The organism is Arthrobacter sp. Hb9-2 (assembly GCF_059091165.1).
The window spans coordinates 129,281-143,188 of the sequence record NZ_JBNHGJ010000004.1 but is presented as its reverse complement, the minus strand read 5'-3'; the positions used below and the strand labels follow the sequence as shown (position 1 = coordinate 143,188).

The window sequence follows — 13,908 nt, the reverse complement described above, 5'->3', positions numbered from 1 at the left end:
CAGCGCGGGATCACGTCAACGCGATGGCGTTCGCGGGTGAGCCCGTTCCGCCAGTGATGTTCAACGGTTTGATGCTGAGGAAGGCGTCCCAATTGCCGGTGCTTCGCATGTGCCGGGTGAGGGGGCCGAGCCGCCATAGTTCGCCAAGGGGCATACCGAGTTTGGCGAGGAGTTGCTGGTGCATCATTCCATGGTCGTTCGGTGCCGAGTTCCGGTAGGGGCTGCCCGGGACGGCTGGCAGGCATTCGAGGGCGAAATTGTCAGCAGCAAGGAGGGACAGTTGGTGGTCCCATGCCCAGGCGACGAAGTCTTCGGACTGGGCAATGCCAGTGGCCCGGCGACTGTCCCGCGTCTGTTGTTTTCCGTCCGGCGACAGGGCCAGGAACCATTCGCACCAACCGGTGTGGAGCATCAAAATGTCCCCCGCCAGGAGGCTGACTGACTGCTTCTTGAGTGCGGCCTCGATCAGGTCGAGGCCCAGGGGCTCACCACCGGCATGGTCGATGGGGTGGCCCTGGCCATTGCGGTATCCCTCAATATCCACCACCACTCCCCTGCCGACGATGGGAGTGTCCGCCCATTCCTGGATGCCGAGATCCGGCGTACCTTCCCGGATGCGGTCATCGGGGGTGTTGTTGTAGAAGCCGACGTCGTCGGCCCTTCGATGCCGCAGTCCGTCGATCTGGGTCGATCCCTGCAGGTAGTAACCGTCAAGGTAATCGTCCCGGTGGGCGGGGTGGGAGGAGTAGATGGTGTGCCGGGGAGCGCCGCGCTTGAGGGACATTCCGGGGTCGAAGGCATCCCCCGGATAGTCCAGACCAAACGCGGTGCCGGTTCGAATGCAGTTCCGGGCTTGCAGTATTGCGTCCGGTGTAATGAACGACGGCGTTCCGCGCGTTGGTTCCGGAAACAATCCCCAGGAGGTCCCCGCCAACACGCCCTCCCGCCGCATTAGCCCGGCGAATGAGGGATAGTTGTCGGCAAGGGAGGTCATCGTGCCCCTGCTTTCTGCGGCTGTTCCTGGTTCTGGTGGCGTTTGTAGCTGAGGAGGAACCCGGCGATGGCGCAGGTGGAGGCGGCGATACACATTGGCGTCTTGATGGTCTCGTTCAGCAGCGTCAGCCATGCGCCCTGCCCGGCGATCAGTGCAACGGCCTGGCCGGTCACGAACACGACCCCGCCCATGAGCAGCGCTACCAGGGTGAGGACGAAGAGGACTTCAACGGCCCTTCGGATCTTATGCATGTGGTGTTCCTTTAGATCGGCAGGACGCCAAGGATGATCAGCACGCCGATGCCGAGCAGCGGCAGGGCGTAGTGGGTCAGCAGCCGGGCGAAGGTCTTGATGGGGTCCACGTCAGCGATCCCGCACGCCACATACAAGGGAGCACCTCCCGGCGGAACCGCCGCCTCACAGGAGGAGAAAACCAGGACGGCAACGGCTGCGGTGGTTGCCGGCACCCCCGCAGCGACAAGGGTTGCGACGCCGACCGTCCCGACGGCCGCCATCGTCGCCGTCGCGGAGAGCGGTGCTGCGACGGCGATGATGATCAGCCCAATCAGGATCGCCAGGAGCCACAGGGGCAGGTTCATCCCGTTCAGCAGCTCCGTCATTTGCTTCGGCAGCCCGGTTGCGGCGAGGGCGTTTGCTCCGGCGAAAGCGAAGACAACCGTGACGCCGACAATCCCGAACCGTGGTGCGGAATTCTGCAGCAGCGCCCACCACGCACGCCCCTCGCGGGGAAGCTTCTTCCTGCCTAGAAGAAAGCCGGTGATGATGAGGACCACCGGGATCCAGACGATGACGCTCACTGTCTTGGTGACATCTCCCCCGGTCCAGTCCGACAGGGCGTCAGCGATGGCGCCGGAAGTGATGACCAGCGGAATGGCTACCACGACGAACAGCAGCAGGGTGGCCCAGCCACGGTTGAACGCTGAACCGACAGAAGGCCTGTGGGCGGCGTCAAGCGGGGTCATTCCGCTCTTCCGGACCAGCAGCCAGGTGACGATCAGCCGGTGCAGGAAGCACCACAGACCGCCGAACAGCAGCGGCAGGACGAGCGCGTTGATGTCCAGCAGCGGACCCACTGTGGCGGACCCGACCAAAACGAACATCGAGGCGCTGAACGGGAAGGTGATCCCCATTCCGGCGTTGCCGGCCACGAGCGTCGCTGCCGAGGGCTTGTCCAGCTTGGATTTTTCCATCCAGGGGATGGTCACTGACCCCACTGTCGCGGCGATGGCGGCCTGGTTGTGGACTACCCCGCCCAGGCCTGCTGATGCCACGGTGGATACCCATGCCGGTCCGCCTTTGACTCCCCCGATGAGGGAGTTCAGCAGGTCGATCAGCTTGTCGAGCACCCCGGTTTTGTCTAGCAGGTATCCCATAAAGACGAATGCCATGGTGGCATACACGATTTCGTCGGTGACGGCCGAAGACAGCGCCGTCCATCCGATCTGGCCAGCCGCTGCACCCGTGAACGGGAGCACAACCAGGAACCCGAGGATCATCGCCTCCCCCACGCTGCGCTTGATGACGGTCGTCCACAGCAGGATGACGGTCAAGTAGGCCCCGAGTGCCCAGATGCCGATCATGCTGCTGCTCCTGACGGCGAAGTGCCGGTGGTGTGGTTAGTCAAAGGTTCCCTGTTCATGATTGTGCCCGGCACCGGGGTCAGCGCAAGGCCGATACTGTTGCCGCAGCCATGCGGCTGAGGGCGGCCGCGGAGGCAGTAGTCATTTCTGCAGGCACTTCGAGGTCGGAGAGGTAACTCGCGGTGTCCTGCATTTCCTTGGAGCGGCGGAGGGCATGCTTGACTGTACCGGTCAGGAAGCGGTCGATGACTGCCTGGCCGTCCCCGGCCAGCTGGCTAGCGATCTGGGCACGGATCCACTCTTCGAGTCCGGCTGCCTTACCGGCGTTGACGGCTTCGACGACCACTGAGGCCAGGCCCTTCATCAGGACGCTGCGCAGGAGTTTGTGGGCCATGGCTGCACCGGGCTCCCCTTCCGCGATTTCAACGTCCACACCAAGCGGGCCAAGCAGATCCACGACTGCCTGGGCACCGGGGCCGCTGACCATCAGGGGCGTCTTCTCACCCAGTGCGGATACCGGACCAAGAATGGCGACATCGGCAAAATCGGCCTTGCTGGGCAGCCGTCCGAGCTCCTGCATGACGCCGGGCGAGGACGAGGTGAAGTCCGCGTAGCAGCTGCCTGCCTCCAGGACCGGAAGGCATTCCCTGGCTACGCTTCGCGCCGCCGCAGCTCCTGTGAGGACCAGGACGATGTCAGCCCCTGTACAGGCCTCGGCCGCAGTTGCAGCACGGGTGACGCCGGCAGGCGTGGACGGGGCAACCGGATCGAACCCGGTGACCTCGTGGCCGGCGGCTGTAAGTGCCGCAGCATAGGTGGCGCCGGCTTCGCCGAGACCGATGATGGTGACCGCTGTCATGATGTCGCCTGTCTTTCTCGTATTAGTGGCGGGCTGCTTAGTGGCGGGCCGCGACGATGGCTTGCCGGCGGTTGGTCTCGTCGGCAAAAACGGCTTCCGCAGCTTCGGCTACAGCGGCTGCCTGTTCACGGGGAATGACCACGACGCCGTCCGAGTCGCCGATGATGACATCGCCCGGCAGAACGGGCACGCCGCCGAAGGCGAGCGGCGTTCCGAGGCGGAACGGGCCGTTCTTGTAAGGACCGGCGGGGGTAGTAGCCCGGGCGAAGACGGGCATGCCGATCTCCGCCAGCGCTTCGGCGTCGCGCGCTGCTCCGTCCAGTGCGAAACCTGCGATGCCGAGGTTGATGGCACGCTCACCAATGAGTTCTCCCAGAAGTGCGCGGGACTCATCCCCGCCGCCAGCGACAACGATGACGTCTCCGGGCCGGGCGGACTCAAGGGCCTTGTGGATGCCCTGGTTATCTCCGGGCCGTGTCCATACGGTGAAGGCGGGACCGGCGAGGAGGGCACCGGGCCAGATGGCCTGGATTGAGGAATTTGCGACGCCGAGCCGGTCCATGGCGTCACCGATGTTGGCGGCGGGAAGCTTGGCGAGCCGTTCCACCACGTCCCTGTCGGGGCGGGGAAAGTCAGCGTCGAGGGTGTCAAGTGCTGGGGTTGTCATGATGGGTTCTTCCGTCAGGTCGATGCGGGAGGGCTAATCGGTTTTCTGGACCAGCGGGAGGGCCTTCTTGAAGTCCTCTTCCTGTCCGGCCCAGAACTGCTTGTAGTCTTCGGCGGGGAGGTAGCTGGTCTGCAGGCCAAGGTCGTTCATCTTCTGCACCACTGTCGGATCTTCGACGGCCGTCTTGATGGCGGCTTCGAGCTTCTTTGCCACGCCGTCCGGGAGGCCGGCGGGGGCCGAATAGCCGCGTGCTGTGCCGGCTTCTAGTTCGTAGCCTGATTCCTTGAACGTGGGAACGTCAGGAAGCGAGGGTGCCCGCTCCGACGTCATGACGCCCAGGACGCGGGCCTTGCCCTGCTTGGTCAGGTCGGTCACGTCGCTGACGTTGGCCACGAGGATGTCAACGTGCTTGCCCAGGAAGGCTGTGGTTGCCTGCGAAGCACCTTCGGAGAAGTGGACAGGGGCGAACTCTGCCCCGGTGGTCTCCTGGACCTGCGCCAGCGCGAAGTGTTCGCCGGTCTGCAGGCCGGTGGTGCTGGCGGTCATGGACTTCGGGTTTGCCTTTGCAGCGTCCAGGAGGTCCTTCAGCGTCTGGTACGGGCTATCCGGCTGGACGGCGATGACGGTGGGGTCGATGACCTGCCGGCCGAGGGGCTGGAAGCTGTCGCGGGTGTATTTGGCCCCACGGGACGGATCGAGCGGTGAAACGACGACGGACGGCGAGCCGGTGGCACCGATGGTGTAGCCGTCGGGTGCGGCGCTGGTCAGCTGGGTGTAGCCGATCTGGCCGCCTGCACCGGGCTTGTTGATGACCTCGACGTTCGTGCCGAGTTCCTTTTCCAGGATCGGCTGGATGAGCCGGGCGGCAGTGTCGACGGCGCCTCCCGAGGAGAAGGCGACGACGAGGTCGATGGTCTTGCCCTTTTTCGGGAAATCGTCAGCGGCGGCGGTGTTGCCGGAGCTGGCGTTGGCGCCGCAACCGGTGAGGGCGATGAGGGTTGCTGCAGCGAAGGCAGCGGCGATGCGTGAACGGGACATTGTGGTTCTTCTCCTTTGAAGGGGTGTTTGGGGGTGGTACGTGTGAGCGGGTGGGGTTTAGGTTTCGGGGTCTTCGTTCAGTGCCTTGGGCTTGCGCAGCTTGAGCAGCGGGCTGAAGACGATCAGGAGGCCGAGTCCGATCAGGACGGCGGAAAAGGGGCGGCTGGTGAAGATGCCGAAGTCGCCTTGGGAGATCTCGAGGGTTTCCCGGAGGGAGCGTTCCATCAGGGGTCCGAGCACGAGGGTCAGCACCATGGGGGCCAAGGGGATGTCCAGGTGCCGGAGGGCCAGGCCCAGGAGACCGAACCCGATCATCACGAAGACATCGAAGACGCTGAAGTTGATGGTGTAGGCGCCGATGACCATAAAGAGCAGGATGAGTGCGGTCAGGATCGACGACGGTACGCGGAGGATGGAGGTCCAGAGCCCGACGAGCGGAACATTCAAAACCAGCAGCAACAGGTTCCCGATGAAGAGGCTGGCGATGATGGCCCAGGCGATTTCGGAGTGTTCGGTGAAGAGGGTGGGTCCCGGGGTGAGGCCCTGCTGGAGGAATGCTCCCATCAGCACGGCGATGGTGGGTGACGCCGGGATACCGAGGGTAAACAGCGGGATCAGCGCGGCGTTGGCGTGGGAGTTGTTGGCCGTTTCCGGACCGGCAACGCCTTCGATGGCGCCCTTGCCGAGTTCGTTGCGGTGGCGGGAGAACTTCTTCTCGGCGCCGTAGGCCAGCAAGGAGGATACCGAGCCAGTCATACCGGGGATGAGTCCCAGGCCGAAACCGATGCCGGTGCCGCGGGCCATGGCCGGGGCGCTCCGGCGCCATTCCTTGCCGGTAGGGAGCAGAGAACGGAAGTTGGGCGCGTGCACCGCAGCCGGCTGGTCGCCCTTGCGGTAGGACAGGAGTTCCGAGAGGCCGAAAACACCGACGATTACGGCCACGAAGCTGACGCCGTCCAGGAGCCGGTCCATGCCGAACGTGAACCGGGGTGCCCCGGCTACGGGGTCGATTCCCACCATGGCAATCAGCAGGCCCAATGCCCCGGAGATGACTGCCTTCACCATGGATTTTCCGGCCAGCGCGACAAGGAGCGATATGCCCACGACCATGAGGGCGAAGAATTCCGGCGGGCCTACGAGCAGGCCCAGTTCACCGAGCGGTTTGGCGGCGGCCACCAGGCCAAGGGTGGCGATCGTGCCGCCAACAAAGGATCCGACGGCGGCGATGGTCAGCGCGGCTCCGGCCTTGCCGATTTTGGTCATCGCGTAGCCGTCAATGGTGGTGATGGCTGAGGCTGCTTCACCGGGGGTGTTCAGTAGCACGCTGGTGATGGTTCCCCCGTAGGCAGTGCCGTAGAAAATGGCGCAGAGCATGATGATCGCGCCGGTAGCGTCCAGGTTCAGCGTGAGGGGGATCAGAAGAGCGACACCTGCCACCGGCCCGATGCCAGGCAGGACGCCGATGATCGTGCCCAGGAGGCAGCCCAGGAAGGCGAAGAGCAGGTTTTGCCAGGTCATGGCGGACGCAAAGCCGCCCATAAGTTCGTTGAAGATATCCACGTTCAGAGTCCGATCGTGTTCAGCAGGGGGAAGGCTGAGACGGGCAGTGCCACGTTCAGGCCGTAGTTGAAGGCGTAGAACGCGCCCACGCTGCCGGCGAGGGCCGTGATCAGCGAGGAGATCCAGGCCCTGCCGCCGCGCAGCTTCAGGTGGTACATCAGGAACAGGAACATGCTCAGCTGAAAGCCGAGCAGGTCCATGACTGCTGCGAGGATCGTCAGGCTCAGGACGACGGCGATCACCAGGCCGCGGTCAACGCCTCCCGCTGTGTCGCTGGGCCGGCGGAGTTCCTGGAGCAGCCAAAGAAAGGCCATGGCAACGAGGACCGCGCCCATAGCAAACGGGAAAAGGCCAGGGCCGGGTCCCAGGGAAGTCCAAAGGCCAAGCTCGATCGAACTGACCAGAACGTAAACGCCGACTGCTGCGAAGGCACCGATACCCACCAGCACGGAGGGAGCCACTCGTGCGGCGCTCTCGGGTTTCGTCGTAAGTGACTCCGTTGTCATCGGTTCCTTCTAACTCTGGTTGCTTTCACTCCGTGTTGTGTTATTTCACAGAATGAAACTATGTTGCGTACAGAGAAATAGTGACAGCAGACACACCTACTGTCAAGCGCAAGGACTTACATAGAATGAAAGAATGGCGATGACGACATCCACGGAACCTTCGACGGAGGAGGGCCCCAAGGCCTCCAACATGCGCTCCCTCTCCAGGGCCCTCGAGGTCTTCGCGGAACTTCAGCGGGCCGAGCGCCCGCAGCGGCTCAGCGATCTTGCCAAGGCCTGTGGGATGAGCCTGCCTACCACCCTGAGAATCCTGCGGGTGCTTCAGGATTTCGGCATGGTCAGCCAGACGGACAAGTCCTACCGGATCGGCCCAGCTGTCCTGCCCGCTGCCCGCAGCTTTCTCGAGAATGACCCGCTCGTCGTCTCCGCCCGCCCCGTCCTTCAGCAGGTGGCCTCACAGACCGGACTTACGGCGTCGCTCTATACGCGGCTCGGTTTCGAGCGCATCCTTGTGGCGCGGGTCGACGGCGAGGCTCCGCTCCGGTATGACCTGCCCCTCGGTAAGCGGCTCCCCCTCACGCTGGGGGCTGCTGGCAAGATCCTGCTCGCGTCCGCGTCCGACGACGAGCTCCAGCAGGTGGTGGCTGCGGCAGTCGCAGGGGGCCAGGAGAGCGCCGCGTTTACTGTCGAGTCGCTGCGCTCCCGGCTGCCTGAGCCATCCGCTGACTACGCGTACTCAGCGGACGAGCGGGCCACAGGAGTTGTCTCGGTGGCCGTCGCCGTGCCAAACAGGCTGGGGCGGCCCAGTGAGTCCATCTCGCTCACCAGCCCTGTTGAGGCCGCCAGCGAAGCGACGCTAAAAGCCGGGGTGCCGGAACTCCGCCGCGCCGCCGGGAGACTTTCGGAACTGCTCGAGGGCTCCGTCTACTAGCGGTTCCACCCACGAGTCTGGACAGGACACTCGCCTGTTGTGCGTGGCGAGCGCTGACGTAGTTCGTGGCGTCCCGGCGTCTGCAGCCACAGCCGGTAGATTTGAGCCGATGATTTCCATTGACCGGGACGACCCAGCACGCGGCGACGTCCATCAGCTCCTCAGCGAACACCTCGCGGACATGTACGCCACCTCACCGGCCGAAAGCGTCCATGCGATGGACCACTCCGCCCTGTCCGCGCCGTCAATCACGTTTTGGACTGCCCGTGAGGGCGGCGATCTGCTGGGGTGCGGCGCGCTCAAGCTCCTGGATGCGCCATCCGGCTCCTCGATGCATGGCGAGATCAAGTCGATGCGCACTGCGGCAAGCGCACGGGGACGGGGCGTAGCTACCTTGATGCTCCGCCACATTCTCGATGACGCCCGCGCCCGGAACCTCGAGCGTGTCTACCTTGAGACCGGCGCCGAGGACTACTTCGCTCCCGCGCGCCGGCTGTACGCCCGAAACGGCTTCGTCGAGTGCCCGCCGTTCGCTGACTATGCCCTGGACCCCCACAGCGTTTTTATGGAGCTCCGCCTGTAGGGAGGACCCGCTTGTGGTGGAGGACCGCCCCTCGGACACTTCAACTCAGCCCGCAGCATCAGCCAACACCGGGCGCGTCAGGATGCGAGGCGCGTCTCTATGACCTGTTCCAAGGGGCTAACAGAACCAGGCAGGCAGCCTGGTGGCCAGAGCGGCGGTTCCCGGTCCGGGTGTTCGGCAGGATAGTATCGGCCGGTTGGCGACACCCAGCCAGGTGGCCGGTCCTTCGTTGCCTGCGTTGGTCTCCATGGCCGCCGGTGTTTGAGCCGGTGGTGCTTTGGGCATAACTGTCCCAGGTTGCTGATCCCGGTGGTTCCGCCGTGCTGCCAGGCGGTGAGATGATCCGCCTCATTGTCCAGGCTGTGGTTGCTGCAGCCCGGAAAAGTGCACCTGCCGTCCCGCATTTTGAGCCACCGCTTCAGTGTTTCAGGGAGCCGGTAGTTGGTACGGCTGATTTCCAGCGGTGCTCCGTTGCGGGGGTCGATCAAGACCCGGTAGAACGAGTTGGCACCATTGGCAACGAGCCGGCGTGCCATAGATGGCGGGATCGGTCCCATTCCATCGATCTCGGCGGGTTCGTCGGTGAGGTCGAGGAGGGAGAAGACCGGGACGGTGACGAGCACCTCAACTTTTGGAGAGGGCACTTCTCCGGCGTTCTGGTTCGCAGTGCCCAGCAGCAGCCCTGCGGCGATGTCGGCGCGCAGCTCGGTGAGGGTGCGTGATTCGTGGGGGCCTTGGAGGCCGCGGGCAAGAGCGGTGGTTTTGTTCAAGATGGCGCAGACTGTGTCCGCGGGAAGGTAGAGCGAGATCCAGGCCATGCCGTCCCGGTCCGGGCTGTACTCCATCCGCCGGTCCGCCACTTTCTCCGCGTGGCGCTTTTCAAGGGACTCAGGGTGGTGGCGTTCTCGCCAGGTCCGGACCTTCCGCCGGAACCGGGCGGGCACCAGATCTCCGGGCGCGGCACCGCGGGCCGGGTTCGGTGCGTCCGGGTCGAAGAAGTGTGCCTCCAGGGCAGAGGCGGCTGCGGCGGTAAGACCAACCGTTTCCTCGACCACGATGCGGGCGTGCTGCCAGGCGATGGTGCCGGATTGCAGCGCATCGAGTGCCGCTGGCAACGACGTGGTCAGCGCGTGGGCTTCTCCAAGGAGGGCGGATGCGGCCCGTTCGCCGATGGTAAGCACGCACGCGACTTCGGCTACCAGGCTCATCTCCCGCGCCGATGCCTCAGACGCGCTGGCCGGCGGGCCCTCCAACTCGGCTGCGGCCTCCGCGTAGGCGGCCAGGAGCCGGACCTTCGCCGCCGCCGTCGCCGCCTCGACCCGTGACAGCGCCCCTAAGCCATCCAGGCATGCCTGGGAAAACTCCTGCAACGGATCAGAATCAGCATCGGGAAGACGGTCAGCTCCATCCGCAGCGATGGGGCAGGCAACAACACCGGCAAACTCATCAACCAGCCGGGTCACCGACGCGAGGGCAGCCGTCAACGCCGCCCTGCCTTCCGCATCGACAACCACACCGGTCTCCATAACCAAAAGCATGGCAGAGGGGTGTGACATTCTGGACGGACGACGGCGGGACCTCCCGCCGTCGTCCGCTTTCCCTTCAAGCGGGCACCGTCCGCCGCCTGGGGTGAAGCCTGACGTCACAAAAGTCGACAGCCTCCGGTTCCGGGCAACCAACGCCCTACCCTTAACTGGTGACTTTGACTATGATGCGCACCGCCGCCGCGAGCTCCCTCGCCGCCGCCGGTCTCCTGTTTTCCCTCGCCGCCTGTTCGGTGCCTGCCACCCAGCCGGCCGCCTCTGCACCGGCTTCCTCGGCAGCAACTTCGTCCAGCGCCGCACCCAGCACCTCCGATGGGCCCTGCGACGGCGTAAAGGTCATCGTTGATTCGGGCGCCCTGGAGCAGGCAGCCGCCGACACCTCCGTTTGCGTGGATGTGGACGAGCCCACTGTCGCTGCCGATGTGCTCAAGGAGGCCAACATCAAGACCGAGGGCACCGAGCAGTACCCCACGGAACTGGTGTGCCGCGTGAACGGTGTGCCAGCCGCGGACTTCGACATCACCCACAAGGCCGGCACGTACCGGGAAGAATGCAAGGGCATGCCCGCCGCCTTCGCGTACTGGTCCCTCTGGGTCAAGCCAGCTACCGGTGACTGGGCTTACGCCCAGGAAGGCCTCGCCACCCTGAAGGTGAGCCCCGGCGAGAGCCTGGAACTGCTCTACACGGTCGACGGCGAACCGGCCACCCCCAGGGCATGACCTTCCGACCCGCGCCGTTACGTGCAGCGGCGGCCCTCGCCGTCGTCTTCGTCGCGGCGCGGGTCATCTACCGCGTCCTTTTCAACGGCGCGGGCCTTGGCGGGCCGGTCCTGCTCGACCTGCCGGCTATGCGGCTCCCTGCCCCGTTTGCCCACGTGGTCTTCCTTGGGCCGGTCACGGGGCAAGGCCTCTGGGAGGCGGTCCTCTCGGCCCTGCCGATTGCCGCGATGTTCCTCGGCTTCGGCCTGCTCAACGCGTTCGTGGACGTGGCCCGGGGCTTCGTGCACCTGGCCCGCCGCGGCCCCATGCAGGGCGTGGCCAGGACTCTCGTAGTGGCGTGGGCTGCGCTGCCGGCGCTGGCCGACGCCGTTGCCTCCGTCCGCCTGGCGTTCCGGTTGCGGGGAGAAAAGTTTGGACCCCGCGCCCTGGTGCCCATCCTCGAGCGCACCCTTGAGCACGCGAGCCGGGTTGCCGCGGCCCTGGAGTTGCGCGGCTTCGGGAGCAGGGCAGGACACCAACCCAACCAACATGGCGAAGCCCCGGTCCTCATCCGGGACGCACAATTCCGCATCGGTGACGCGACGGTGCGGGTTGCCGGTTTCAGGCCGTCGAGCGGTTCAGTATCCGTTATCACCGGACCGACGGGCTCCGGGAAGTCCACCATCCTGCGCGGCATCGCCGGCCTCCTCTCGCATGTGGACGGTGGCGAACTTTCCGGCACCGTGCGCGTCGCCGGAGCCGACCGTGCCACCACTCCCCCGCGCGAAACCGCCCGCACCGTAGGCGTCGTCCTGCAGAACCCGCGCGCCGCCTTCGCCAGCACCCGGGTCCGGGACGAAATCGCCCTCGCCCTTGAGCTGCGCGGTATGCCATCCGCTTCCACCAAGGCCCGTGTGCTGGAGGTTGCCGAACATGTGGGCGTGTCGGCGCTGCTGGACCGGAATCTCAGCACCCTCTCCGCCGGTGAGGCAACACTCGTCGCCATCGCCGCCGCGGTGGTGGACCATCCGGCCCTGCTCCTGGTGGATGAGCCCCTGGCAGACCTGGACACCACGGCCCGCAGACGCGTCACCGCCGTGCTTCACGCCCTCGCCCGCGACGCCGATGTCTGCGTCATTGTGGCGGAGCACCGGGCGGAAGCGCTCGTGCCGGTGGCCGATTCCTGGTGGACCATCAGCGATGGCGCCCTCGTGCCGGGTACCGCGCCATCCGCGCCTTCCGCCCCCGTCCGGGCCCTTCCGGCCCAGGCCCAGCCGACGGACCTCGCGCCCGTGCTGACGGCGACAAACCTTGCGGTGCACCGCAAGGGCACCCCGCTGGTGCGCGAAGCATCCCTGACCTTGCACCGCGGTGAAGTGGTGGCCCTGGTGGGGCCGAACGGGGCCGGGAAGTCGTCCCTCCTGGTGGCGCTCGCCCTGGGTGAGGGCACGGGCACTGAAGGCACGGGCGTTATAAACACGTACGACGGCGGCATGGTCGACGGCGGTCGCGTCGCCCTCGTGCCGGACGCCTCGGACGACCTCTTCACGAGGGACACCGTCGAGGGAGAGCTCCGCGCCGCGGAGCGGCGCCTTGCGCGCCGAAAGAACGGCGGACAGCCTGCGCCTGGAGCCGCAACTGCACACCTTGCCCGGTTGCGGGGCGACGTCACGATTCCCATCGGCCATGAGCATCCCCGCGACCTCTCCGCGGGCGAGCGCCGGATCCTTACCATCACGCTGCAGACCATGGACGATCCCCCGATCCTCCTGATCGACGAGCCCACCCGCGGACTCGATCCTGCAGCGCGCGCAGCAGTCTCAGCGGCGCTACTGGCGGCAGCGGGCGCCGGCACAGCCGTCCTGATTGCCACCCACGACCACGACTTTGCCCACGGCCTCGGCGCCCGGATCCTCCCGATGCGGGACGGCGTCGTGCCCTCTACTGTGGAGGACAACCCGCCGGCTGTTACCGCTACAGCACCGTCCGCCACAGCGCCGCGGGCCCCAACACCACAACCCGTCGACGAATCAGCAGACTCTCACAGGGCGACGAAGCCACACCGCCTCCGGCTGCCCCGCGGGGTCGAACTCGCCGTCCTCTCAGCCGCAAACCTCCTGGCCCTCGCCGCATTCTGCTGGCCGTTGCTCGCCGCGGCCCTCCCTCAGGATGCCGCCGCTGCCCTCCCCTACGCTGCACTGGCCATCGCGCCCGTCGCCGCGGTCGCCGTCGTCGTTTCCTTGGACGGCTCGGTCCGTTCCGCACACATGGTGGCGCTGCTCGGCGTCCTGGCAGCGGTAGGTTCGGCGGTGCGGGTGGTGAGCACCGGCGTCGGGGGCGTGGAGGCGGTCTTTATCCTGCTGATCCTGGCCGGCCGGGCGTTCGGTGCCCGTTTCGGCCTGCTCCTCGGCGCCGCCACGATCGCCGTCTCCAGCGCGGTGTGGGGTGGGATCGGGCCCTGGACGCCGTTCCAGATCTTCGCTTGTGCGTGGGTGGGCGCGGGGGCCGGCCTGCTCCCCCGCCGGGTGCGCGGCAAGGCCGAACTCTGGATGCTGTGCGGATACGGCGCGGTGGCGTCCTACCTGTTCGGCCTGCTGACCAACCTGTGGTTCTGGCCCTTCGCGGTGGGCGCCGGCACCGGCATCTCGTATGAGCCCGGCGCGCCGCTGGCCACCAACCTGAGCAGCTTCCTGCTGTACTCACTGGTGACGTCGACGGCGGGCTGGGATACCCTGCGTGCCGTCACCACTATCATTGGCATCGTTGTGGTGGGCAGGGCCGTTCTCGCCGCGTTCCGGCGGGTGAAGCCGGTCTCCAGTGCGGGCAGAATCGCCGGCGGTCAGTCCGCGCGGGCGCCCTCCGATCAGTCCAGGGACCGGGTTGATCTCGGGGTATAAGCCATCCATCATGCTGCAGGGTGCGCCACCA

Annotated in this window: 13 protein-coding genes; 4 read left to right on the top strand and 9 right to left on the bottom strand. The window is 66.0% G+C overall.

Annotated elements, in window-relative coordinates; all coding sequences use genetic code 11:
* Positions 1-10: 10 nt before the first annotated feature.
* From AC5RV1_RS04565 to AC5RV1_RS04530, 8 genes are all read right to left on the bottom strand, one after another.
* A complete protein-coding gene (locus AC5RV1_RS04565; RefSeq protein WP_493993709.1) occupies positions 11-994 on the bottom strand; it encodes a cyclase family protein in 984 nt (327 codons plus the stop codon).
* Complete coding sequence (locus tag AC5RV1_RS04560) at positions 991-1,245, bottom strand: hypothetical protein (RefSeq protein ID WP_493993708.1); 255 nt, start codon at positions 1,243-1,245, stop codon at positions 991-993. Before AC5RV1_RS04560 ends, AC5RV1_RS04565 begins: the two co-directional genes overlap by 4 nt.
* 11 nt (positions 1,246-1,256) lie before the next feature.
* Complete coding sequence (locus tag AC5RV1_RS04555; RefSeq protein WP_493947832.1) at positions 1,257-2,594, bottom strand: TRAP transporter large permease subunit; 1,338 nt, start codon at positions 2,592-2,594, stop codon at positions 1,257-1,259.
* A 79-nt stretch (positions 2,595-2,673) separates the two neighbouring features.
* Positions 2,674-3,453 (bottom strand): NAD(P)-dependent oxidoreductase, encoded by a 780-nt coding sequence (locus AC5RV1_RS04550; RefSeq protein ID WP_493993707.1) that lies wholly within the window; start codon positions 3,451-3,453, stop codon positions 2,674-2,676.
* Positions 3,454-3,490: 37 nt separating this feature from the next.
* Positions 3,491-4,120: an RraA family protein gene (locus tag AC5RV1_RS04545; RefSeq protein WP_493947834.1), complete on the bottom strand. Its 630-nt coding sequence runs from the start codon at positions 4,118-4,120 to the stop codon at positions 3,491-3,493.
* A gap of 33 nt (positions 4,121-4,153) precedes the next feature.
* Positions 4,154-5,158 (bottom strand): tripartite tricarboxylate transporter substrate binding protein, encoded by a 1,005-nt coding sequence (locus tag AC5RV1_RS04540; RefSeq protein WP_493947835.1) that lies wholly within the window; start codon positions 5,156-5,158, stop codon positions 4,154-4,156.
* A gap of 57 nt (positions 5,159-5,215) precedes the next feature.
* Entirely contained in the window at positions 5,216-6,718 is a 1,503-nt protein-coding gene (locus tag AC5RV1_RS04535; protein ID WP_493993706.1) for a tripartite tricarboxylate transporter permease, read from the bottom strand.
* A gap of 2 nt (positions 6,719-6,720) precedes the next feature.
* Positions 6,721-7,224, bottom strand: coding sequence for a tripartite tricarboxylate transporter TctB family protein (locus AC5RV1_RS04530; RefSeq protein ID WP_493947837.1), 504 nt, complete (start codon positions 7,222-7,224; stop codon positions 6,721-6,723).
* Between the two features lie 139 nt (positions 7,225-7,363).
* Between AC5RV1_RS04530 and AC5RV1_RS04525 the strand changes: the two genes are divergently transcribed.
* Both AC5RV1_RS04525 and AC5RV1_RS04520 read left to right on the top strand, forming a co-directional pair.
* Positions 7,364-8,155 (top strand): IclR family transcriptional regulator, encoded by a 792-nt coding sequence (locus tag AC5RV1_RS04525; protein WP_493948134.1) that lies wholly within the window; start codon positions 7,364-7,366, stop codon positions 8,153-8,155.
* Positions 8,156-8,264: 109 nt separating this feature from the next.
* Positions 8,265-8,738, top strand: coding sequence for a GNAT family N-acetyltransferase (locus AC5RV1_RS04520; RefSeq protein WP_493993705.1), 474 nt, complete (start codon positions 8,265-8,267; stop codon positions 8,736-8,738).
* 77 nt (positions 8,739-8,815) lie between these two features.
* On the opposite strand, the gene AC5RV1_RS04515 is transcribed toward AC5RV1_RS04520, so the two are convergent.
* On the bottom strand, positions 8,816-10,264 hold the full coding sequence (locus AC5RV1_RS04515; protein ID WP_493993704.1) for an HNH endonuclease signature motif containing protein: 1,449 nt from the start codon (positions 10,262-10,264) through the stop codon (positions 8,816-8,818).
* Between the two features lie 170 nt (positions 10,265-10,434).
* On the opposite strand from AC5RV1_RS04515, the gene AC5RV1_RS04510 reads away from it, so the two are divergent.
* Together AC5RV1_RS04510 and AC5RV1_RS04505 are read left to right on the top strand one after the other, a co-directional pair.
* Positions 10,435-11,001: a hypothetical protein gene (locus tag AC5RV1_RS04510; protein ID WP_493993703.1), complete on the top strand. Its 567-nt coding sequence runs from the start codon at positions 10,435-10,437 to the stop codon at positions 10,999-11,001.
* Entirely contained in the window at positions 10,998-13,877 is a 2,880-nt protein-coding gene (locus AC5RV1_RS04505; protein WP_493993702.1) for an ATP-binding cassette domain-containing protein, read from the top strand. Before AC5RV1_RS04510 ends, AC5RV1_RS04505 begins: the two co-directional genes overlap by 4 nt.
* Positions 13,878-13,908: the final 31 nt, after the last annotated feature.

Coding starts and splice junctions, on each gene's coding strand:
- AC5RV1_RS04565 (WP_493993709.1), bottom strand. CDS start 994: ATGACCTCCCTTGCCGACAACTATCCCTCATTCGCCGGGCTAATGCGG.
- AC5RV1_RS04520 (WP_493993705.1), top strand. CDS start 8,265: ATGATTTCCATTGACCGGGACGACCCAGCACGCGGCGACGTCCATCAG.
- AC5RV1_RS04545 (WP_493947834.1), bottom strand. CDS start 4,120: ATGACAACCCCAGCACTTGACACCCTCGACGCTGACTTTCCCCGCCCC.
- AC5RV1_RS04550 (WP_493993707.1), bottom strand. CDS start 3,453: ATGACAGCGGTCACCATCATCGGTCTCGGCGAAGCCGGCGCCACCTAT.
- AC5RV1_RS04540 (WP_493947835.1), bottom strand. CDS start 5,158: ATGTCCCGTTCACGCATCGCCGCTGCCTTCGCTGCAGCAACCCTCATC.
- AC5RV1_RS04560 (WP_493993708.1), bottom strand. CDS start 1,245: ATGCATAAGATCCGAAGGGCCGTTGAAGTCCTCTTCGTCCTCACCCTG.
- AC5RV1_RS04555 (WP_493947832.1), bottom strand. CDS start 2,594: ATGATCGGCATCTGGGCACTCGGGGCCTACTTGACCGTCATCCTGCTG.
- AC5RV1_RS04530 (WP_493947837.1), bottom strand. CDS start 7,224: ATGACAACGGAGTCACTTACGACGAAACCCGAGAGCGCCGCACGAGTG.
- AC5RV1_RS04515 (WP_493993704.1), bottom strand. CDS start 10,264: ATGGAGACCGGTGTGGTTGTCGATGCGGAAGGCAGGGCGGCGTTGACG.
- AC5RV1_RS04505 (WP_493993702.1), top strand. CDS start 10,998: ATGACCTTCCGACCCGCGCCGTTACGTGCAGCGGCGGCCCTCGCCGTC.
- AC5RV1_RS04525 (WP_493948134.1), top strand. CDS start 7,364: ATGACGACATCCACGGAACCTTCGACGGAGGAGGGCCCCAAGGCCTCC.